Raw genomic sequence first — 21,463 nt, forward strand, 5'->3', positions numbered from 1 at the left:
TATGAAATATCTAACAATTATATGGTTGTTTTTTAGTGTAGGAGTCTTTGCACAAAAACAAGTGCGTGGTAGAGTGGTGCGTGATACAATACCTTTGTCAGGAGCGCACGTGATGAATCTTTATACCAATGCTGTTACTACTACTGATGCCAATGGTTATTTTACACTGAAAGCAAGTGAACGTAATACTTTGCAAATTACTTTTGTAGGAATGCAAACTGTTTATCGCGCTCTTACAAAAGCTGATTTTGGTTTTGGAGGAGTTTTAATACAGATGAAAGAACAGGTCAATCAGCTTGATGAGGTTGAAGTATCGAAATATCAAGGGGTTTCTGCTCAAAGGTTAGGAATTTTACAGCATACTCCTGTAGAGCGTACTTTTGCTGAAAAACGTTTGTATAGTGCTACTCATAGTGCAGGAGGAAATTTATTGAGCATTGATTTACTCATTAATACTATAAGTGGACGAAAGAAGCTCTTAAAGAAAATTGTAGCCAATGAACAGAATTTAGCTGTCGCTAACTATATACGTGAAAATATGAAAGTCTTTCTACAAAAAGAACTCAAACTAAACGAAGAGGAAATAGACGTTTTAGCCTATTATGTAATGGAGAGAACTGAGTTCCACGATCTTGTAAGGAAGAAGGAAAATAAGCAAATGGAGTTTATGCTTATAGAAGCGTGGGGTGAGTATCAAAGATTAGCAAAAGCAGAAAAATAAAGAATAAAAAAGATGTATCAAACTCTCTTTGATACATCTTTTTTATTGTAATTACGATACAACTTCTGAGGATTTATCTTCTTCCTCCTCAATAATATCGTGTGGGTCTTTAAACTTGCGCTTACCAAAGATATTTTCAAGATCTTCGCGGAAGATTACTTCACGTTCTAAGAGCAAGTTTGCCAAAGTAGTAAGCTTATCCTTATTCTCGGTGAGAATATCAATAGCACGCTGATATTGTTCTTCTATAATCTTAGAAATCTCTTCATCTATTAGGTGCGCTGTTTTCTCACTATAAGGTTTGGTAAAACTATAATCGGACTGGGCTGAATCGTAATAAGTAAGGTTACCTATCTTGTCATTAAGCCCATAAATTGTTACCATTGCACGCGCTTGTTTGGTTACCTTCTCAAGGTCGCTGAGAGCACCTGTAGAAATCTTATCGAATATCACTTTTTCTGCAGCTCTACCGCCAAGGGCAGCGCACATCTCATCGAGTATCTGTTCAGTACGCACTATTTGGCGTTCTTCTGGCAAATACCAAGCCGCGCCTAACGACTGTCCGCGAGGCACGATAGTTACTTTTACAAGTGGTGCGGCGTGCTCTAAGAGCCAACTTACAGTAGCGTGACCTGCTTCGTGGAAGGCTATTGTCTTGCGTTCTTCGGGAGTAAGGATTTTAGTTTTCTTCTCCAAACCACCTACAATTCTATCCACTGCATCAAGGAATTCTTGTTTGCTTACAGCTGTTTTACCTTTGCGTGCTGCAATAAGGGCTGCTTCATTACATACATTAGCAATATCAGCGCCAGAGAATCCTGGGGTCTGTTTTGCTAAGAAGTCTATATCTAATGTTTCTGCTGTTTTGATAGGTCGCAAATGTACTTCAAATATCTGTTTGCGCTCATTTAAGTTAGGAAGCTCCACATAAATCTGACGGTCGAAACGTCCTGCGCGCATTAGTGCTTTATCTAGGATATCAGCGCGGTTAGTAGCTGCCAATACGATAACATTAGTATGTGAACCAAAACCGTCCATCTCGGTAAGGAGTTGATTGAGAGTATTCTCACGCTCATCATTAGCTCCCGTCATTACATTTTTACCACGAGCACGACCTATAGCATCAATTTCATCAATAAAGATAATACAAGGAGACTTTTCTTTAGCTTGCTTGAAAAGGTCGCGCACACGAGAGGCACCTACCCCTACGAACATCTCTACAAAGTCAGAACCAGAGAGTGAGAAGAAAGGTACTTGTGCTTCACCTGCTACAGCTTTCGCAAGAAGAGTTTTACCTGTACCAGGAGGACCTACTAATAGGGCTCCACGCGGTATTTTACCTCCTAATGAAGTATATTTATCGGGGTTTTTGAGGAAGTCTACAATCTCTTGTACTTCTTCTTTTGCTCCCTCTAAGCCTGCTACATCTTGAAAAGTTACACGCGTTTCTTTCTTTTCATCGAATACGCGCGCTTTAGATTTGCCAATGCTGAAGATACCACCAGCTCCTCCGCCTCCTGCCATACGGCGCATTATGTAAATCCACAAGCCTATGATAACTATAAAAGGCAAAATAGAGAACAGTAAATCGCCGAAGATGTTTTGCTCGGTTTTGTTCTCACGAGTAGTGCTGAGGTTGTTATCTTTTACAATTTGGTCGAATCGGTTTTCGAAATTACTCAAATCACCTAATTCAAAACGGTATTGGGGAACTTCACCTGCGTTAGCACCCTGCATAAACGTATTTCCCGTAGGTTTTACCTCTTTGTGCTCTTCTTTTTTAAGAGCATCGGGGGTGAGATATACATTAGCTTCTTTACGGTTTAAGATGATGATTTTAGACACATCGCCATTACTAAGGTATTCCTCAAATTTAGATTGCGGAATCTCTTTGGGCTGTGACCAAAAACTGGCTCCTGAATAATAATTAAAACCTATAAGTATCAGCAGTAATATGGCATATAACCAATAGGCTGAAAAACGAGACCCGTTGCTTTTATTGTCCGACATATTTTTAATAGTTAGTTTCTAAGTTGATAATTTTAGCGTCTCCCCAAAGTCCTTCGAGGTCGTAATGCTCACGTATTTTTGTTTGGAAGATATGCACCACTACATCCACATAATCGATGAGTACCCACTCGGCATTAGCTTCACCTTCTACGTGCCACGGGTGTTGATGACCTTCGGCTTGACTCACTACCTTTTGGATAGCACCAGAGATAGCCGACACTTGGGTATTAGAAGATCCATTGCACAAAATAAAATAATCGCACACGGTATTCTCTACCTCGCGCAAATCCATAATGGTAATATCGGTTCCTTTTACTTTTTCTATACCAGCTATAATATTACTAATAAGCTGATTTGATGATATTTCCTTATTCAATGTTCTTTATTTTTACAGTTTAAACTTGTTATATCTCTCTTGAAAGCGCGCAAAGATAAAACATTCCTTTTAGAAAAGCAAAAACATTGCCATTATTCTTGTGTCAGTTAGTTTCAGACATTTTGTCACGTAGTTAAAAATGCGGAGGTGCGAGCCGCACGAGCAGGTGTAAGCCACACGGGCAGGTGTGAGCCACACGGGCAGGTGCGAGCCGCACGGACAGATGAAGAAAAGACAAACGATAAACGAAGAAAAGACGAACGATGAACGAAGGAAAGACGAACGATGAACGAAGGAAAGACGAACAATGAGCAAAGAAAGAACGAACAATGAACGAAGAATGAACGAACAATGAACGAAGAATGAACGAAGAATGAACGAAGAATGAACGAAGAATGAACGAAGAATGAACGAAGAAATGACGAAGGTGAGGCGAAGTTACCTAAACGATACAATATTAGGCAAGCGTTGAGAAAAGCTGTGTAGCCTGAAATCGTCGTTGGTAACGCCTGTAAATTTGAAGATATTGTTACCTGTACCTGGGATATTAGGATAATACCCAAAGGAGAATTGTATGGCTCCAAAGGGAAAATAGTCGTTGGATATATAAAAACCTATGGAAACCTTAGAGTATACTTCTGTTTTTAGAAAGGCAGTGTTTTCCCTACCTATAAAACCTATATCGGCTGAGAGAAACGGACTAAACCTAAAGCCTATCAGCTGAAAAGGGGCATATACTTGCGTTTGTGAGGTGAGTATAAGCTTGCGTGTGCCGTATACTTCACGACTACTGAAGCCTAAAATACCATTAGATTCGTTTAAGTTGATTCTGTCTCGCTGGTATACATTTCGGTTAAAACCTACTACAAATGAGGAGCGCAAGAACTGACGAAAATGCCAATCGCCTATGTCGAACAATTTACTGAAATAGGTGCCTTCACCTTTTAGCACAGTTTCTTTGTTCGTGCCGTCCTTAAAGAATGTGCCTACCTCAAAGTTGATAGAATGATAACCACGCTTGGTATAGTTTGCCTCAGCAAAGCCTATACCGAGATAGGACAAGGTAGCGTAGTTCTTCCGCAGTATCCCTGAGGTGAGAAACAAAGAGCGTCCTATGCCTACGTCTTCGATATCGCCGTTGCGAAAGATATAGCGGTCTTTTATAAAGCCTGTACTATTGAGACTGAATTGGGTGAGATATAGGTTCTCGTTGCCGTAATATTGCTCGGGGTCTATCTCGGGAGAAGGTTTCTCGTAATAATTTATATTGCGAAAACGCCCAGCTATGATAAAGTTATTGATGCGCTTATTTTCTACTTTTCTGAGGGGCTTTACCCAACTACCAAAAGCATCGAAGGTGCGTGTCATTAGGATAGGAATATAGATAGAGTCGCGATAACTAATACCTTCGTCTTCATATCGGTATTCGTAATAACCTAAGCGCCCCGACCAACGTGCCAAAGGTGAATACAGCGGTCGCTCTACCTGTATGCTCTTTGAAAAATAGTTCTCGTAATCAGAATAATAACCGGTTCGCACATTGATGTAAGTGTTTTTGATGTTTCTCACCACATAATTAAAACCTTTACCATTGTTCCCGATTCCTGAAAAGTATTGTTGATAGGTGAGCGAGAGTTCGTGTCCTATTCCAAAGAGATTTTGCTCGGTAAGTCGTGTCCAGCCTCTACTTCCTGCCAAGTCGCCGTCGACGTATATAGACCAGCTATCGAGCACATTCACTTGCACATCTACTGAATCGGAGGTTTGACTCACAGGGATAGCACACACTTGTGCCCTACGGATATACCGCTGATTGCGCAATACACGTTCGGTTTCACTCAGCAAAAGGGTATCTAAGGGCTTATCCTTTTTAAACAGAAGAAACTTGCGTACCGTACTTTCGCGGGTTTTCACGTGAAGTGCATTACCAAGACGCTCCAAACGAGTGTTAGGTACTTTGTTTAAATCTTTCTCGTCAAACCCAAAAGGGTCTAAGGTAGTAATAACGATATTTCTAATGATTTTCCCTTGATAAGAAGGGGCTTTTATATGGGTAACCGTAGTAGTAACAATAGCTGTGGGGGTGAGTGTTCTACCGGTTGCTTTTTCCTCAATTACAATAAGATTGTTGAGATTTTTAGTGAGCTTATATTTGCTAAAGAAGTTTTTGATTCTCTCATAGAATACTCTGTTTTTAGCTTCTCTTTCAGGTGAAATGCCTCCCAGTACAGAGTCTTTTACCCTTAAAGTATCTATTTCTTGAGAAAGAAGATAATTCATTCCCAAGAGAAAGAGTGCTATAAGAGTAAAGGTTTTTCTCATTTCCTTTTTTGCTGAAAGAATTGTTTTAACAAGGTTGTAGCTTCCTGGCTTAAAATGCCAGTAACTACTTCGGTTTTTGGGTGTAGTTTGCCCCCCATTACGCTGTAGCCTCTATGGGTGTCGGGGGCAGCATAGACTAAACGCGATAACTGACTCCAATACAAAGCACCTGCACACATTGCACAAGGCTCTAACGTGAGGTACATAGTGCAACCTATGAGGTATTTACCTCCCAAATAGTGAGCTGCCATAGTAATGGCTTGCATTTCGGCGTGCGCTGTCACATCGTTGAGGCGCTCGGTAAGGTTATGGGCTTTGGCGATAATTCTGTTATCAATGGTGATAATGGCTCCTACGGGAATCTCGTCTTCCTCGAAAGCTAATTGTGCTTCTTCTAAAGCCTTTTGCATAAAGTATTCGTCAGTATTCATTGAAATAAAAATTACTTTGGCAAAGTACAAAAACTTTGCCAAAGTAATGTTAAAAATACGGTTATAAGGTAATTATTTATTACCGCCAAAGAGGTTGCCAATACCTCCCATAATATCATCCATTACATTTCCGTCTTTGTTTTTGTCGAAGAAAGAGTTTATCATTTCACTGATGTTACCTCCTTTGCCTGAGAAAAAGTTGGATATCATTGGGGTTAAGTTTTGGAAAATCTTGCTTACATTATCCAATGAAACGCCTGTTTTCTCACTGATAGCTTTTAAGGTAGACGATTGCCCGTCGCCTGTGAGTTTGTTTAAAATCTCACTACCTTCGGCTTTGCCGAGCATCGATTTGAGTGAATCCATTACCGAGCTTACTTTATCGCTACCGATACCTGTTTTCTCGCTCAATCCTTTTACGAGTTGTTGAAGGTTATCACCTCCTAAAAAATCTAACATTCCTGCCATATAATAATTATTTAAATAAGGTTATAATTTGTGAGGCTAACTCAAAACCTATGCGGTTCTGAGCTTCGTTAGTAGCTGCCCCTATGTGTGGGGTAAGCGATACCTGAGGGTGCATTAACACTTGTATAGCGGGGTTGGGTTCGTTTTCAAATACATCTAAACCTGCAAAAGCTACTTTGCCACTATCTAAGGCTTCTATAAGGGCTACTTCATTTAAAGCACCTCCACGTGCTAAATTGATGACTCCTACACCATCTTTCATCAAGGCAAACTCTTTTGCATCGAGTATATAACCTCCTTCTGCTGGGCTGTTGTTGAGAGTGATAAAATCAGCTTTTGCCAGTAGGTGTTCTTTTTCTACGGTTTTGATAGTGAAAGGCAAGGTTTGTCCGTCGAAAAAGTCGAGGGTTATTACTGCCTCAGTTACTTTGGGGTCGTAAGCCATTACGTTCATTCCTAAACCGATAGCAATGCGAGCTACCGCTTGTCCGCTACGTCCGAACCCTATAATGCCTATGGTTTTACCGCGCAATTCGGCGCCATTGTTATAGTTTTTTTTGAGTTCGTTAAACTGAGTGTCGCCTTCCAAAGGCATATTGCGGTTGGCATCGTGTAGAAAACGTACGCCACTGAAAAGGTGAGCAAAAACGAGCTCGGCTACCGAATTAGCCGAAGAGGCTGGGGTATTAATCACGTGTAGGTTTTTGCTTTTGGCGTGTGCCACATCTATATTGTCCATTCCTACGCCTCCTCTACCGATGAGTTTGAGTGACGGACAGCTATCGATGATATCTTTTCGCACTTGTGTGGCTGAACGCACTAAGAGCACATCGATTGCGTGTTTGTTTATATAGTCTATCAATTGGTTTTGAGCTACCTTAGTAGTGATAACTTCAAAACCTTCTTTTTCTAACGCTTCTTTTCCTGAATCGGAAATTCCATCGTTTGCAAGTATCTTTATCGCCATTATATTAATTTAATTAGTAAATTAGTGAATTAGCAAATTGCCAATTTCAATTATACCCTTCTCTGTACAACCTCAAAGATGCGTTCGCCATCGCATTTTAGGGTTTTGGAAGGGAACTTGAGAATGAGGGCATAGTCGTGAGTTGCCATCAGTATGGTTCGTCCCGAGGCGTTGATTTCTTTGAGAACTTGCATTACTTCTACGCTAGTCTCGGGGTCTAAGTTACCTGTGGGTTCATCGGCTAAGATGAGTTCGGGGTTGTTGAGCAAGGCACGTGCGATAGCTATGCGTTGTTGTTCGCCTCCTGATAGCTCGTGAGGGAACTTAAAACCCGTATTCTGCATTTTTACTTTTGCAAGTACCTCTTCTATGCGTTGTTGTATTTTTGCTTTATCAGTCCATCCGGTAGCTTTCAGCACAAAAGCGAGATTATCGTGCACGCTTCTATCGGTAAGCAGTTTGAAATCTTGGAATACGACTCCTAGTTTACGGCGGAGCAGAGGGATTTCGTCTTCGGTGAGTTTATTTAGGTTGAAACCTACGACTTTTCCTTGTCCTTTGGTAAGGGGTAAATCGCCGTAGAGCAACTTGATTAAGCTACTCTTTCCTGACCCTGTTTTGCCGATAAGGTACACTAATTCACCTTTCCCAATGGTGAGATTTACATTGGAGAGAATGAGGGTATTCTTTTGATATACTGATACTTCTTTTAAATCTAATACTGGTTCTTCCATTGATATAAGTTCAGTAAGGCAACTATTTACCTTACAAAATTCCTGCAAAGGTAGAAAAAATATTTGTATGATGGAAATTTTTTGGAGAAAAAGTGAAAAAGCGAGATTATCGTGCACGCTTCTATCGGTAAGCAGTTTGAAATCTTGGAATACGACTCCTAGTTTACGGCGGAGCAGAGGGATTTCGTCTTCGGTGAGTTTATTTAGGTTGAAACCTACGACTTTTCCTTGTCCTTTGGTAAGGGGTAAATCGCCGTAGAGCAACTTGATTAAGCTACTCTTTCCTGACCCTGTTTTGCCGATAAGGTACACTAATTCACCTTTCCCAATGGTGAGATTTACATTGGAGAGAATGAGGGTATTCTTTTGATATACTGATACTTCTTTTAAATCTAATACTGGTTCTTCCATTGATATAAGTTCAGTAAGGCAACTATTTACCTTACAAAATTCCTGCAAAGGTAGAAAAAATATTTGTATGATGGAAATTTTTTGGAGAAAAAGTGAAAAAGTGAGGTTATATAGAAAATAGCCGTAGCACAGCAGACGGTCGTAACACGATGGCAGGGAAGTGGGAGAATTAGAAAATGGGAGAATTAGAAAATGGGAGAATTAGAGAATGAGAAAATTAGAGAATGAGGAGATGAGTTTATTTGAAATTCTTGGAGAGAGATATAAGTTAAATTTACAGATTGTAGAGAGTTAAAATGTGTTAAATATTATAGTTTGTGTTATTGAAAAAAATACAATGATTTGACTTAAACTTTGAGTTTTCAGCAATGTTTGGACAAAATGATTAAGAAAAAAATGTTAAAATGAAGGGTTTACCCTATTTTTCAGCAAAGTTTGAAAGAGGAACGAAATGTTAAAATTTACTTTTGCCTATTGACTTTTAAAGAAATACATTATACTTTTGGTGCAAAAATAAACAAACAATGAGTCATAAAATTATCAAATTCGGAATGTTGGCATTGGTAGCCCTTGCGCTTACTTATTGCCAACGTGAGGATGCCCCTGAGGCACCACAACAAGCCCCTGTTCCTGCCGTAGACCCACAAGCGGTGGTGAGCTTAAATGAAGCCAAGAGTCTTTTTGAGGCTTCGGAAAACCAGAAACGCACTGCCAACAGTGTAAGCCGTAGGAAGTACCCGTTTATTGAATTAGAAACCGATTGGCGGTATTTTTTACAAACACAAACACTAGCAGGTGATGCTTATGCTAAAATACCTATTACGATAATAGGTTCTGACTTGAGTGCTGAAATGCTCTTCTTAAAAGAAGACGGTGTTACTGAACCATACCTTTTTATTACAGAGCCAGACAGCCTTACCCAAGACAACCGCATTGTAAATGCCGATTTCTATTTGTTTACCCCAAAAGGAGAGTTTATCTCAGCCTACCGAATGACCGATGGGGTGATTAGCCACCAGTTGGTACCCAAAGTTAAGGCAAATTATAGGCTTGTAGTAGATGCTGAGGCTGCGCAAGCAGGAAGAAAAAAACCAAAGAAAATGAAGGGAGCGCCGGCTTCTATCAGGGTTGAGGCTAAAACAGAAGACTCTGGAGGATTAGATAATGAAAGCGGAGGCACAGGCGGAGGCGGAAGCGGAAGCGCAGGCGGAGGAACTGGTGGAGGAATTGGTGGAGGCGGAGTAGCTGGTGGAGACGCTCCTATTCAGTTAGAGACGGTAAATGTTTATGGTACAAGACCTGTTCATTATGGATCTTATCCTACCTATAGCGGAAACAGTTATGGAAATTTTACCAAAGGAAAAGACCCCAAACCCAATGAAGATGGTATAGGAGGCGGAAATGGAGGATCAAGCAGTAGTGATGTAGGAGTGGGCATCGTAAAGGGAGGAAAGAAGAGTAAAAATATGAGGACAATAGATGACGAAGAGAAAGAGGAAAAAGAAGGAGCTCCAGTTCTTGATAGACCTGACGACCCTATATATGATAATAAATGCTTTTTTAGCACAGTAGACCTCAATAAAGGTGCTACATTAACCATTTATGTAGATGAGCCCAACCCTGGAACTGGAAATATTAAAAATTGGACAAATGTAGGGCATACTTTTATAGGTATCACGCAAGGGGAAAAACAATATACCTATGGTTTCTACCCTAATGTGCCTGGACACAAAACAATATCTAATAACAATGTAGATTCTGTTTTAGGAAAAGATGATAGGCATTCTTTTTCTGTTTCTTTTTCGGCGGAGATTTCTCCAGAACAGCTACAAAAGATTATAGAATTATCTGAAAAATCTTATGACCGTCAATACAATCTAAGCTATAGTAATTGTACTGATTTTGCCATATCCGTAGCCAACTTAGCAAATATCACTTTACCCTATTGTAAAGGAATTTGGACAGGAGGAGGAGGTTCTGCTCCTGGCATATTGGGCAAAGCACTAAGAGATAGTTCAACATTTAAAAATAAAATTAACACAAGAGGAGGAAAAGCTCCCGCAAGTAAAGGAAATGGTTGCTAATATGAAACAGTTATTATATTTAATCTTAGTATTGCCTTTATTAGCGATGACACCCCCTAATAAAGAGGCAAGACAGCGAAAAGTAGTAGAAGAGTATGTACATATACTTCTCAATACCGAGGATGATGCCATAAGAGCCATTAGTAACAATGAGGATATTGTAAAATTTACTTCTTTACTAAAACTCACAAGAGCCTATACAAAAGATGAGATTGATAATGCAATAGATTTTCTGTTGTATGTAAAGCGAACCTTGCAGGGGCATAAATATAAAATACTAAACTTTAAAGAGGCTAATAAAAAACTGAAGAGAGAAGGTGGTGCTATAGCTTCTGATAAGGGAGATGTGTATTATATTGATATAGATGGAGATGGTGTGTTTTTTCAGGCTGCTGTGGTAGTAGATGATGATTATAAGATTATTAGTATTGCTATAGGAATGTGTGACCACCCACAAAGGTTATGTTTTTTGTATCTTTAACAGTTAAAAAATAAGGCAATGGTAATAAAACCATTGTCTTATTTTGTAGAAATATGTAAAACTAACCTTATGAAACAGTTATTATATTTAATTTTAATACTCCCTTTACTAGCGATGACTCCTCCTAATAAAGAGGCAAAACAACGAAAAGTAGTAGAAGCGTATGTACATACGCTTCTCAATACTGACGAGGAGATCTTAAATATTTATGAAAACGAGGATATACAACAGATTTTCCCATCGTTTAAACTCACAAGAACCTATACAAAAAAAGAAATTGATGAAATAAAAGAATCTCTTTTGTATATAAAGCAAATCTTACAAGGACATAGATATAAGATACTAAACTTTAAAGAAGCTGATAAAAAACTTAAAACAGAAGGTGGTGCTGTAGCTTCTGATAGGGGAGATGTATATTATATTTATGATAAAGATCTAAAAGGTGTTTTCTTTCAGGCTGCTGTGGTAGTAGATGATGATAACAAGATTATCAGTATCGCTATAGGAATGTGTTTTAATCCTAAAAGATTGTGCTTCTTGTATCTTTAACAGTTAAAAAATAAGGCAATGGTAATAAAACCATTGTCTTATTTTGTAGAAATATGTAAAAACTAACCTTATGAAACAGTTATTATATCTATTACTTTTTTGTTCTTGTGCTGTGATGGCACAAGAACAAAAATATATATTGCTTGACAGTCTTACAGCTAACTTTAAGATAAAACACTATACGCTTGATACTTCTCCTTATGGACCTAGAAGAACTATTGAAATGTATAATGTGTTTTTTTCAAATTATGGTTTAAATAAGGGTGAAGATTATATAATGTTGTTTTCTATACTTCCTGACCTTAGTAGCAAAACTGATTGGGAAGAGATAGATTTTAGAAAAATAGAAAATAATCTTTTTCCTGTTAAAAAGATTTTTACAAGAGCTATCTATAAAGTATTTAGCGTTCCTGAAAAATTTAGTTTTTCTCTTAAAAAAGAAGATGATATTAGTGGGGTGAGATTAGTAAAAAAGGTAAAAGACAAGTATTATGTAGGCAAAATTATCAGAATAGATGACTTTTATTGTATAGAGGTGTCTCGTGAGATTCAATTAGCTACCAAAAATTTTATTCTTAATACCAATCAACCTATAGTACCTATTAACGTATTGAAGCAGAAATATAAAGAATTTAAGCCTTTTCAACAATTTTATTTAGATGATATTTTTGTTATACCTGATATCCTTGAAGGTGTTTACCTCTCTAATATAGAAGAAAAATGGGAGGATACTATGTATTTCTTTTATCAATATTCTTATTATGATAATAGAGGTATTGATGAGCTCGTTTATATTAAAGATAAAGGAATTGTGGCAGGAGCCTATGGCGATTATTTTTACCCAATAGGAAAGATCGATAGAACTGGCACTAAAAGGAGTGATTGGGACAAAGTAATTCACGGTGCTAAAAATCGTTTGCTTTGGGCAGAGGAGCTTAAAAAAGAATGGAAAGATAAGGAGAAAGAAGTAGAAAATTGGAAGAAAGGAAAATGAAACAGTTAATTTTATATTTATTATTTTGTTCTTGTGATGTAATGCTACAAGAACTGAAAAAGGAATGAGCAGAAGAGAGAACAAAAAATAATTATTATAAGGCAATGGTATGAAAAACTATTGTCTTATTTTTTTCAATAGAGTGGGGATTGTAAAGGTGTGTTATCGGAGAATCTCGGATAAACTCGTAAGATATCGAAGATAGGGTTATGGTATAGTTAGCTTATAGAAAGCTTATAGGAAGCTTATACGAATCTTGGAAGATTGGTATAGGAAGGGTATATAAGTAGTTAAGAATGAGGGATTAATAGCAAATATTGAAGAGTTAAAAAGTGTTAATTAGGCGAAGGACAAAGACTGGAAAAACGAAAGGTTTAAAGTGAAAAGTGGATAGAAGGGCGAAGGTGATTTCAACTTTGCCAAAATCTCAAACTTTGGCAAAGTATGTGGGGATAGTAGATAATGTGAGTTTGAAGTAGAGATGTGAGGCTGTACCTCAGAAATTAAACAAAATTGATTTCAGATTTAAAACAAAATCAAGGATGTGCCTTGTAAAATGGCTATTCAAGACTTCATTTTATACAGAAGGGTGTAGCACGATAAACAGTTCTTTTTAGCCAAGAGAGTACTGTAAAGAGGAAGTGAATAAAGCGTTTTAATTGTATGGAAAAGATGTTTGTGAGAAAGCAAAAAAGCGAATGGTGTTTTTATATGAACAAAAAAAGTATTACTTTTGCCTCACGCAAAACAATTTATTGAGAATGAAAACAGAAGAAATTATAACCATTGCCAAACAAACTATCAGTGAAGAAGCTCAGGCAGTTGCTAAATTAGTAGACTATATAGATGACGATTTTACTAAATCGATGGAGTATATATTGCAATCGAAGGGGCGTGTGGTGATTACGGGTATCGGGAAGAGTGCTATTATTGCTAATAAAATAGTGGCGACAATGAATTCTACTGGTACGCCTGCTATCTTTATGCACGCTGCTGATGCGATTCACGGTGACTTGGGCATCATACAACAGGACGATGTGGTGATATGCATTTCAAAAAGTGGTAATACGCCCGAAATAAAAGTATTGGTACCATTGCTCAAACGCGGTAATAACAAATTGATAGCGATTACTTCTAACAGAAATTCGGTTTTAGCCCAACAAGCTGATAGTGTGCTTTACGCTCACGTAGAGAAAGAAGCTTGCCCTAATAACTTAGCTCCGACGACTAGCACTACCGCTCAGTTGGTTTTGGGTGATGCCTTAGCGGTGTGTTTGCTTGAAATGAAGCATTTTGGTAGCAGTGATTTTGCTAAATATCACCCCGGTGGAGCATTAGGGAAACGCTTGTATTTGAAAGTGGCTGACATTGTAGTACACAACCAAAAGCCCGAAGTGGCTCCGGATACTGATATTAAGAAGGTGATTGTGGAAATATCGGAAAAGATGTTGGGGGTAGCTGCTGTGATTGATAATGGACGAATTGTGGGGGTAGTGACTGATGGGGATATCCGCAGAATGCTCAGTAAAACGGATAGTATAAAAGGATTGGTAGCTAAAGATATAATGAGTGCTAACCCTAAGACGATTGACTTGGAGAGTTTGGCTATTGATGCGTTACACCTAATGGAGAAGAATAAAATTACGCAGTTATTGGTAACGCGTGAAGGGCAATACGAGGGGATTATACACTTGCATAATTTGATACAAGAAGGTTTAATATAGATTTTAAGAAAGGTGAGAGAGTTGTGATGATTGTTCATTGTCAGGTATTTGGATATTATTTTGTAAAAAATATTGCAGATTATTTGGTCAGGTAAAATAATTGTAGTACTTTTGCACCTCGAATTAAAAATTAATCATTTTATTTATGAATCAATACGAAACTGTTTTCATTTTGAATCCCGTTTTATCTGATACACAGATAAAGGAAGCAGTAGAAAAGTTCGAGAATTTTCTTACTTCAAGGGGTGCAGAATTTGTAGCAAAAGAGAATTGGGGCTTGAAGAAATTAGCTTACCCAATCCAGAACAAGAAAAGCGGATTTTACCACCTCTTCGAGTTTAAAGTAGCTGGTGAAGTAATTGATGCTTTTGAATTGGAATTCCGTCGTGATGAGCGCGTGATGCGTTACTTGACTGTGAAATTAGACAAGCACGCCATTGAGTGGGCTGAAAAGAGAAGAGCAAAGTTAAACACTAAAAAAGCGTAAGAAAATGGCAGTAGAACAAAAAAAAGGAGATATCAAATATCTTACTCCGCTAAACATCGACACTTCAAAACAAAAGAAATATTGTCGTTTTAAAAAATCAGGTATTAAATACATTGATTACAAAGATGCTGACTTCCTCTTGAAGTTTGTAAACGAACAAGGTAAGTTGTTACCTCGTCGTCTTACAGGTACTTCATTGAAGTTCCAACGCAAGGTGGCTACCGCTGTGAAGAGAGCACGCCACTTGGCATTAATGCCTTATGTAGCCGATTTATTAAAATAATAACAGGAGTAGAAACTATGGAAATTATACTAAAACAAGACGTACATAATTTAGGTTTTAAGGACGATGTCGTTACAGTAAAGAACGGCTACGGACGTAATTACCTCATTCCGCAAGGATTTGCAATTTTGGCTACTCCCTCAGCAAAAAAGGTATTAGCTGAAAATTTAAAACAGAAAGCTTACAAAGAGCAACACATTATTGATGAGGCTAAGAAAACAGCTCAAGCACTTTCGTCATTGGTGGTAAAAATTATTGCCAAAGTAGGTGCTGGAGATAAGCTTTTTGGGTCAATTAATAATGGTGATTTGGCACAAGAATTAGCCAAAGCGGGTCACGATATTGATAAGAAATTTATTTCTATCGCTGGTAACACCCTCAAACGTGCTGGGAAATACAATGCTTCTATCCGTTTACACCGTGAAGTAATTGTTGATTTTCCATTTGAAATTGTAGCAGAAGTAGCAAAAGTAGAGACAAAACCTGCAGAAAAGACTGAAGAGCCCAAAGCGGAAATTGCTACTGAGCAACCTGCTGGAAACTAATAAATTATAAGGATTTAAATAGTTCATATCAATTATAATTTTTGATACCTATAAGGGAAATTTGCCTTTGTAGGTATTTTTTTTACAATAAAATTTTTGTATATTAAAAATAATGTGTACTTTTGTACCAATTTTAGCAGAATCTCAAAAAATACTATGGAATCCAAAATTAATACAATAGGTCTAACAATATGGGGTTACAAGCAGGGATGCAAGGTGTTAGCCTCACAAGGAGTTAACTTTCAGCTACAAGAAGTAAAGGACAGATTGAAAGATATCAGTGCCTTTATACGCATACACACCCCGCGTGTAGATTTTTACACATTGCAGTTTAGCAATAGTTACAAGATATACACACAATACCGTTCCTCAAAAGAAGTGAATGGACAGAGCGGTGTGTATATAGCCATTTCATTGTATATACCACATTTTTTACAATGGAGAGGGGTACGACAAGTATTGAACTTGTTAATGGATATGTACTTTGCAGAGCATATCAATTACGAGAACAATATTCCGTTACTCAATGAAAAAGAGGATATATTTCCATATTTTAATCTTCTGAGAGGGTATGAAAAGCAGTTGGTAGAGGAACCAGTAACGGCTTCTTTCGCATTAGACCAAAGCTATATGCCTAAGGTTTTCCCTTATATGGATATTTATGAGGTAGATAAATACTTCAATATGCCTTACCGTCCTGAGTTTGAGAAATATCAAGACCTTGTGTTCTTGCGCAAAGAATTTGTGGAAGACCCTCGAGCTTATAGTATTGACTTTCTCTTTCCAGAATACGCAATACCCAGAACAAGTGCCTCTACTTTCCAAACAACCAATGCAGGAGAAAGTGGTGGAGCTTCTCGGTTTTTGCCTTCTAATGCTAATATTAAGATATTAGCTTTTATGAAGAATGGTAAAGACGTGGGAGCTACCTATATGAACGAAGTCTTCTCGGACGATGATACTATTGAAGTGCTTCTTGAAAAGTCGAGATACCACGAGATGTTCTCTTATCACGATACGATTAAGAAAGCGATAAAAAGAGGTTATATCAAGAAAGTACAAAACAATTATACTTTTGATTTAATTCCGTTTGCTCCAAAAGAGTTTAAGGTGTACGTGGAAACTCCTCAACGAGAGTTTGAGAAATACATTTCGTTCTTATCATTAGAGAGTACGACTTTTAAAGCTAAGCTATACTCTAATACAAAGGGATATTACTTTTTACTAAAAGGAGATGAGGCACGTAATGTATTCAACCTTAGTTACAATGGTATTGTTTTCAAGAGTAACTATATGGTAGATGATAGGGTAGCCTTATCAGTACCTTTTGAAAAGTATCAGTTTACCATTATTTCGAGTACTATAACTTCAGTATCTCTAAAAATCAATGGTATTGTATTCAGTAAAAACTTGCGCAGTGATTCGCCCGTAGAGATTGTTTTACCGGAGAACTTATACCATTTTGAGTTTGAAAATCAAGATACAGGAAGAGTTATTAGTATATCGAAGAGCGGGGAGGTTAATTTTGATAGAGCTAAAGGAGCTTACAATCCACAAATGATTGGCTCAGAGAGTCCTGAGTTTTCTAATGGTTTATCAGTAGTAAACAGAGGAGTTGCTACCACTGAACGAGGCGAAGCGATAGAGATGAACACTAAGTCTCGTGCGTTTTGGATAAAGATTGCTTCGGCTGTTGCTTTTGTTTTAATATTAGTAGGTGTAGGCTATTGGTTTATTTTCCCGATGCTTAAAAATCCTGTGAAGGCTTATGTGGCAATCAATTCGGAGAGTGAAATAGACGAAATGCACTTCTTAACCAATATAGATGAGCGCACTTACGAGATTGAGGATTCTTATATTAGGTTAAAAAAGAGCTTGCCTATCGCTGAGACAAAATTGGTTGTTAGCTTCAAAGAAGAGGGGAAAGACACTCTGTTATTAAGTGAAGAACAACTCAATAAGTTAGCTAAAATGGTGGAAGCAAATAGCAAAGATACTCTTAAAATAGATTTGATTTCGCCTGCAATGGCATTTCTTTTGGATGTGAATAATTGGAAAGAAACTCACGCAGACCCTAAGGGAAGTCTTTTTATAGCAGAAGCCCAAAAGCGCAATTTCCTTACAGATAAATTACGACCTGAGTTTGAAAAAGCCGTATGGGAAAATTTCTTAAAGGATTTTGATTATTCTGCTTATAATAGTGAACAAGTAGATAGCCTTTTGCGTCCTTATTTAAAAGGAGGTAGTTCTGAATTAAAGTCTTATCAAACAGATTTGCAAAGAATAATTAGAGAAAGTAAAGCACGTGACCAAGTGGAAGTGGCTGTAGAAAGACCTAAGAGAGAAGAGCAACCTGCTACCAAATCTGAAGCAACTGTTGTTAATAGAAATGAAACTACAGTAGGAAGAACACCTAAAACAGTTACCCCTTCTTACAATACTGAAAGACCTGTAACTATAAGTGAGCCACGCGATCCTAAAACAGTGAAACGAGGAGAGAATACTACTCGACCTATCGCTAAAAATGTATCGCTTACAGAAACCTTTGTTACAGATATGAAACGCTTTAATTCACAGGCTTGTTCTGAAGAAGTTGTAGATAGAGTGAAAATGAATTTAAAACGTTTGGAAGGCAATGATTGGAGTGTGGTAATGTTTGAATTTAACCAAGGTAGAAGAGAGATAGAGGAACGTGCGAACCAATATAGTATGTTCTTTACAGCACTTAAAAATGGTACTTCTATTGACCAAGTTAAACCTTCTTACTTTGGAGGACAGACTAGCTTGATTAATTACCTTAAAAAAGGAACCAATTACGAATTGGTAAAAGGGAAGGCTAATCTCAAAACTTTTGCTGATATTCGCCAAGCGATTGTGAATATGGGGGTAGACCCCAAAACAATTCGCTAAGAGATATTGCTTTTTATCTTAAAATACTATACTTATGTTAGAAGTTTTCAATAACCTCGAAGCTTTACTTTAAGGCTTTTGGTTAGTAACTATTCCATTTGTAGAACAATTATAATTATAAGATAAATAATAAAAACTAAGGCGTCATCAATTTGGTGACGCCTTAGTTTTTATTACGTATTGATAGACCGAATAGCTTGTTCTAAGTTCTTCGCTAATCCAAACAGATAGTTGAACTGTTCTCCATAGAATTGTGTCTCTCGCATTGAGATAGCTGAAGAGGTATCTGTATTTTGAGGAGTGTCTATTATTTCTCTAATGGACTGATTAAATTGTTCAATAGGCGTTTTATAATCAGTTTGAGCAGTAGCCGTAGGTTCAACAAGTAACGTCAAACAGTGTTGCAAGGCTGCTATAAGACTCTCAATTGCCTCGTTGAATACCGATTTAGGAAAGGTTACTTTCTTGCTGTTCAACCTAATACCAAACGAAGCCACAGAGGCTAAGAAGGCTTGCTGTATCACGATAATCCCGTATACTGATGGATTTTTGTACTGCATAAACTTCGGCTCTTGTAACATTCGTTGGAAGGTGGTATTTAGGTTTGAGAGTGCCAACACAGCTTCTTTGCGCGATACTTTATAGGCAGTGGTAATCCCTTCTCCGGTGTTAAAAATCTCTTTTACTTGCTGTAAGTAACCAATATTAGCTTTTACTGATTTGGTAACCGCTTCCCTATAAGTATTGTGTTCCCACGTAGGCAAAATGAGATAATTACCTGCAAACGATAACCCAACACCTATAACGGTATCCAATAGGCGGTCATAAATAAGGCTATAAACATTAGGTGTAATCAGTGCAAAAATAAATATCGCACTGATAGTGATGAATATAGAGGCGTACATATAGTTCTCTTGAATCAACCCAAAAGCAATAGGCATACACAAAATAGCGACATAGAGGTACAAACTAGGGTAGGGGAGTAGGTAAATCACAGCAAACGAAGCAACCCCACCAATCATAGTGCCATAAACCCTGCTGAGTGAGCGCTCTTGGGTAATCCCAAAACCAGGACGCATAATAATGAAGATGGTAAGGATAATCCAGTAGGCATTGTTGATAGGGAATATATCACCTATGAGATAACCCAAAAATACCACAATAGATAGACGCATTGCGTGCCTAAAAAAGGTAGATTTTAAAGATATATGGTCTTTGAGCCGTCGCCACGAGTAGTTTTGGTAACTCACAAACTTGCGATAAGTACTCTCATCGCGTACCCCTGCATCGTTGCTATAATAGTTCTCAAAAATATGTCGGATATTTTCAATAGAATGATACTGACTTTCTATATAGATATAAAAATTTCGCAACAGCAAAGCACGTTCTTTATCTTCTTCCGATACTTCTGAAAGTGCTTTCAAGGCTTCGTTCTTCTCTTTGGTTTGCGCTAATAAGTCTTTTAAACAGTTGTCTAATTGTATCTTTTTGCGTGACCCAATGTATTCGGACATTTGTTGTAGCTGTCTCGATAGCTCTTTGAGGAAATCTACATAAGTTTGTAAATATTCACGATGCTCGGCAAAAGCCTTGTCCACTTTCTCATATTGTACGGGGTTGGCTAAAGCTAATTCGAAGATATCCACCAGCTCTATGAACATCAAAAATTGGCGTTGCAGGTAATCGGTTTTACCCGATTTGCTCCGTGAATCAAGTACGGCTTCACGGAGCTTTTCATATTTTTCATTGAGGCTTGTTTGCAGGTTGATGAGCTTTTTGAGTCCCTCGCTTCTGTCTTTGGCGATGAGTAAGTCAGCTCTTACCGAAAAAAACTCTGCCGTAAGAGCAAAGCACTTCCCTAACAGCTGTTCACTGTACAAGCGCGGACGTATTTTTAGGAATATATACACTAATACACTGTACCACAAACCTCCTAATAACACACAACCACTGTACAAAACAATACCCCACCCTGTTTGCAAGTGGGCTAAAGTAGAGGCTATCTCAAATAATCCCGCGAAAGCTACCATTGTAGCGCGATGTCCGTATAACGAAATATAAGCGTTTCCGAAGGTGAGTAGAAATATGGTAGGCAGTAACAAGTATTCGTAAGGAGCCGTGAGGTTTACCAAAGTAGAACTGATAGTTGCTAGTAATGTTGCTATGAAAAGACCACCATAGAGGTGTTTTTGATTCCCTGGAATATCGCTGGGCGAAATTGCAACAATACTCAAAGCTATGGGTAAGCCAATATCCATTAGGTCAAACCAATAGCCCAACCCTAAGGGAATAAGCACCGCAATGGTTTTGAGGCACCCTTTGAAGAAAGAAAAACTTTTAAAGAATGATATGATGGAGGTATACATTTTTTACATATATTTGCGGGCAAAATTACAAAACTAATGGCAAATAACCATCTGATAACTGAAATATTAAAGGCAGGAAAGGTAATTCTATACCCCACCGATACCGTTTGGGGTTTGGGGTGTGATGCTACAAATCCTGAAGCGGTAGCTAAGATTTTCCAAATAAAACAACGCAGTGAGAGCAAAAGCCTCATCATTTTAGTGAGTGATACAGAGATGTTACAGCACTATGTAACAGATATACCTCCTAAGGTGCTTACCTATCTTCAAACCTTGCAAGAGCCTACCACTATTATTTATAGTCACCCTTTGCATTTGGCTAAGAACGTGATAGCTGCTGATAATACAGTGGCCATTAGGGTCGTGCAAGATGTGTTCTGCCAACAGATGATTGCCGATTTTGGCAAACCTATAGTCTCTACCTCTGCTAATATCAGTGGAGAGCCAACACCTTTGTATTACCAACTCATTAATCCCCAAATTATTGCGCAATGTGATTATGTAGTACCTTACCGTCAAGACGATACTCAAATAAAAAATCCCTCACGTCTGATTAGGTTTGATACAGACGGAGAGATTCAAATATTAAGATAAATAGTA

The 21,463-nt window shown here is 38.0% G+C and carries 19 protein-coding genes and 1 pseudogene; 11 read left to right on the forward strand and 9 right to left on the reverse strand.

Annotated elements, in window-relative coordinates; genetic code table 11:
- Position 1 precedes the first annotated feature (1 nt).
- Complete coding sequence (locus COCH_RS08335) at positions 2 to 721, forward strand: carboxypeptidase-like regulatory domain-containing protein (RefSeq protein ID WP_015782725.1); 720 nt, start codon at positions 2 to 4, stop codon at positions 719 to 721.
- Positions 722 to 772: 51 nt separating this feature from the next.
- Here COCH_RS08335 and ftsH read toward each other — a convergent pair whose 3' ends face one another.
- From ftsH to COCH_RS11595, 8 genes and pseudogenes are all read right to left on the reverse strand, one after another.
- On the reverse strand, positions 773 to 2,731 hold the full coding sequence (ftsH, locus tag COCH_RS08340; RefSeq protein ID WP_015782726.1) for an ATP-dependent zinc metalloprotease FtsH: 1,959 nt from the start codon (positions 2,729 to 2,731) through the stop codon (positions 773 to 775).
- A gap of 4 nt (positions 2,732 to 2,735) precedes the next feature.
- Entirely contained in the window at positions 2,736 to 3,107 is a 372-nt protein-coding gene (gene rsfS, locus COCH_RS08345) for a ribosome silencing factor (RefSeq protein WP_002671325.1), read from the reverse strand.
- Positions 3,108 to 3,545: 438 nt separating this feature from the next.
- The gene (locus COCH_RS08350; protein ID WP_015782727.1) at positions 3,546 to 5,429 is read right to left on the reverse strand and encodes a BamA/TamA family outer membrane protein; all 1,884 of its coding nucleotides are present in this window, start codon (positions 5,427 to 5,429) and stop codon (positions 3,546 to 3,548) included.
- The gene (locus COCH_RS08355; protein WP_015782728.1) at positions 5,426 to 5,860 is read right to left on the reverse strand and encodes a nucleoside deaminase; all 435 of its coding nucleotides are present in this window, start codon (positions 5,858 to 5,860) and stop codon (positions 5,426 to 5,428) included. The genes COCH_RS08350 and COCH_RS08355 overlap by 4 nt, the downstream gene beginning before the upstream one ends.
- 72 nt (positions 5,861 to 5,932) lie before the next feature.
- Positions 5,933 to 6,328: a DUF937 domain-containing protein gene (locus tag COCH_RS08360; protein ID WP_015782729.1), complete on the reverse strand. Its 396-nt coding sequence runs from the start codon at positions 6,326 to 6,328 to the stop codon at positions 5,933 to 5,935.
- A 7-nt stretch (positions 6,329 to 6,335) separates the two neighbouring features.
- A complete protein-coding gene (locus COCH_RS08365; RefSeq protein ID WP_009421560.1) occupies positions 6,336 to 7,295 on the reverse strand; it encodes a D-2-hydroxyacid dehydrogenase in 960 nt (319 codons plus the stop codon).
- Between the two features lie 50 nt (positions 7,296 to 7,345).
- The gene (locus COCH_RS08370) at positions 7,346 to 8,029 is read right to left on the reverse strand and encodes a cell division ATP-binding protein FtsE (RefSeq protein WP_009418270.1); all 684 of its coding nucleotides are present in this window, start codon (positions 8,027 to 8,029) and stop codon (positions 7,346 to 7,348) included.
- A gap of 69 nt (positions 8,030 to 8,098) precedes the next feature.
- Positions 8,099 to 8,440: pseudogene (locus tag COCH_RS11595) on the reverse strand (ATP-binding cassette domain-containing protein); the annotation flags it as partial.
- Between the two features lie 524 nt (positions 8,441 to 8,964).
- On the opposite strand from COCH_RS11595, the gene COCH_RS08375 reads away from it, so the two are divergent.
- From COCH_RS08375 to COCH_RS08415, 9 genes are all read left to right on the forward strand, one after another.
- A complete protein-coding gene (locus COCH_RS08375; RefSeq protein ID WP_015782731.1) occupies positions 8,965 to 10,524 on the forward strand; it encodes a hypothetical protein in 1,560 nt (519 codons plus the stop codon).
- A gap of 1 nt (position 10,525) precedes the next feature.
- Complete coding sequence (locus tag COCH_RS08380) at positions 10,526 to 11,005, forward strand: hypothetical protein (RefSeq protein ID WP_015782732.1); 480 nt, start codon at positions 10,526 to 10,528, stop codon at positions 11,003 to 11,005.
- Between the two features lie 69 nt (positions 11,006 to 11,074).
- Positions 11,075 to 11,554 (forward strand): hypothetical protein, encoded by a 480-nt coding sequence (locus tag COCH_RS08385; RefSeq protein WP_143713230.1) that lies wholly within the window; start codon positions 11,075 to 11,077, stop codon positions 11,552 to 11,554.
- Between the two features lie 70 nt (positions 11,555 to 11,624).
- Entirely contained in the window at positions 11,625 to 12,548 is a 924-nt protein-coding gene (locus tag COCH_RS08390) for a hypothetical protein (RefSeq protein WP_041546799.1), read from the forward strand.
- Positions 12,549 to 13,309: 761 nt separating this feature from the next.
- Positions 13,310 to 14,272: a KpsF/GutQ family sugar-phosphate isomerase gene (locus COCH_RS08395; RefSeq protein ID WP_009410800.1), complete on the forward strand. Its 963-nt coding sequence runs from the start codon at positions 13,310 to 13,312 to the stop codon at positions 14,270 to 14,272.
- Between the two features lie 145 nt (positions 14,273 to 14,417).
- Positions 14,418 to 14,759: a 30S ribosomal protein S6 gene (rpsF, locus tag COCH_RS08400; protein WP_002671370.1), complete on the forward strand. Its 342-nt coding sequence runs from the start codon at positions 14,418 to 14,420 to the stop codon at positions 14,757 to 14,759.
- Positions 14,760 to 14,763: 4 nt separating this feature from the next.
- Complete coding sequence (gene rpsR, locus COCH_RS08405; RefSeq protein ID WP_002671374.1) at positions 14,764 to 15,042, forward strand: 30S ribosomal protein S18; 279 nt, start codon at positions 14,764 to 14,766, stop codon at positions 15,040 to 15,042.
- 17 nt (positions 15,043 to 15,059) lie between these two features.
- Positions 15,060 to 15,587 (forward strand): 50S ribosomal protein L9, encoded by a 528-nt coding sequence (gene rplI, locus COCH_RS08410; protein WP_015782735.1) that lies wholly within the window; start codon positions 15,060 to 15,062, stop codon positions 15,585 to 15,587.
- Positions 15,588 to 15,743: 156 nt separating this feature from the next.
- On the forward strand, positions 15,744 to 18,497 hold the full coding sequence (locus tag COCH_RS08415) for a hypothetical protein (protein WP_015782736.1): 2,754 nt from the start codon (positions 15,744 to 15,746) through the stop codon (positions 18,495 to 18,497).
- Between the two features lie 173 nt (positions 18,498 to 18,670).
- On the opposite strand, the gene COCH_RS08420 is transcribed toward COCH_RS08415, so the two are convergent.
- On the reverse strand, positions 18,671 to 20,863 hold the full coding sequence (locus COCH_RS08420; RefSeq protein ID WP_015782737.1) for an FUSC family protein: 2,193 nt from the start codon (positions 20,861 to 20,863) through the stop codon (positions 18,671 to 18,673).
- Between the two features lie 36 nt (positions 20,864 to 20,899).
- On the opposite strand from COCH_RS08420, the gene COCH_RS08425 reads away from it, so the two are divergent.
- On the forward strand, positions 20,900 to 21,457 hold the full coding sequence (locus tag COCH_RS08425) for an L-threonylcarbamoyladenylate synthase (RefSeq protein WP_015782738.1): 558 nt from the start codon (positions 20,900 to 20,902) through the stop codon (positions 21,455 to 21,457).
- The last annotated feature ends 6 nt before the right edge of the window (positions 21,458 to 21,463 follow it).

The organism is Capnocytophaga ochracea DSM 7271, assembly GCF_000023285.1.
Classification (GTDB): Bacteria; Bacteroidota; Bacteroidia; order Flavobacteriales; family Flavobacteriaceae; genus Capnocytophaga; species Capnocytophaga ochracea.

Excerpts from the sequence above, each read along its gene's own strand:
- COCH_RS08355 (WP_015782728.1), bottom strand. The coding sequence starts at position 5,860 with ATGAATACTGACGAATACTTTATGCAAAAGGCTTTAGAAGAAGCACAA.
- rpsF (WP_002671370.1), top strand. The coding sequence starts at position 14,418 with ATGAATCAATACGAAACTGTTTTCATTTTGAATCCCGTTTTATCTGAT.
- COCH_RS08350 (WP_015782727.1), bottom strand. The coding sequence starts at position 5,429 with ATGAGAAAAACCTTTACTCTTATAGCACTCTTTCTCTTGGGAATGAAT.
- COCH_RS08425 (WP_015782738.1), top strand. The coding sequence starts at position 20,900 with ATGGCAAATAACCATCTGATAACTGAAATATTAAAGGCAGGAAAGGTA.
- ftsH (WP_015782726.1), bottom strand. The coding sequence starts at position 2,731 with ATGTCGGACAATAAAAGCAACGGGTCTCGTTTTTCAGCCTATTGGTTA.
- COCH_RS08365 (WP_009421560.1), bottom strand. The coding sequence starts at position 7,295 with ATGGCGATAAAGATACTTGCAAACGATGGAATTTCCGATTCAGGAAAA.
- COCH_RS08390 (WP_041546799.1), top strand. The coding sequence starts at position 11,625 with ATGAAACAGTTATTATATCTATTACTTTTTTGTTCTTGTGCTGTGATG.
- COCH_RS08335 (WP_015782725.1), top strand. The coding sequence starts at position 2 with ATGAAATATCTAACAATTATATGGTTGTTTTTTAGTGTAGGAGTCTTT.
- COCH_RS08360 (WP_015782729.1), bottom strand. The coding sequence starts at position 6,328 with ATGGCAGGAATGTTAGATTTTTTAGGAGGTGATAACCTTCAACAACTC.
- COCH_RS08385 (WP_143713230.1), top strand. The coding sequence starts at position 11,075 with ATGAAACAGTTATTATATTTAATTTTAATACTCCCTTTACTAGCGATG.
- COCH_RS08370 (WP_009418270.1), bottom strand. The coding sequence starts at position 8,029 with ATGGAAGAACCAGTATTAGATTTAAAAGAAGTATCAGTATATCAAAAG.
- COCH_RS08375 (WP_015782731.1), top strand. The coding sequence starts at position 8,965 with ATGAGTCATAAAATTATCAAATTCGGAATGTTGGCATTGGTAGCCCTT.
- COCH_RS08395 (WP_009410800.1), top strand. The coding sequence starts at position 13,310 with ATGAAAACAGAAGAAATTATAACCATTGCCAAACAAACTATCAGTGAA.
- rplI (WP_015782735.1), top strand. The coding sequence starts at position 15,060 with ATGGAAATTATACTAAAACAAGACGTACATAATTTAGGTTTTAAGGAC.
- COCH_RS08420 (WP_015782737.1), bottom strand. The coding sequence starts at position 20,863 with ATGTATACCTCCATCATATCATTCTTTAAAAGTTTTTCTTTCTTCAAA.
- COCH_RS08415 (WP_015782736.1), top strand. The coding sequence starts at position 15,744 with ATGGAATCCAAAATTAATACAATAGGTCTAACAATATGGGGTTACAAG.
- COCH_RS08380 (WP_015782732.1), top strand. The coding sequence starts at position 10,526 with ATGAAACAGTTATTATATTTAATCTTAGTATTGCCTTTATTAGCGATG.
- rpsR (WP_002671374.1), top strand. The coding sequence starts at position 14,764 with ATGGCAGTAGAACAAAAAAAAGGAGATATCAAATATCTTACTCCGCTA.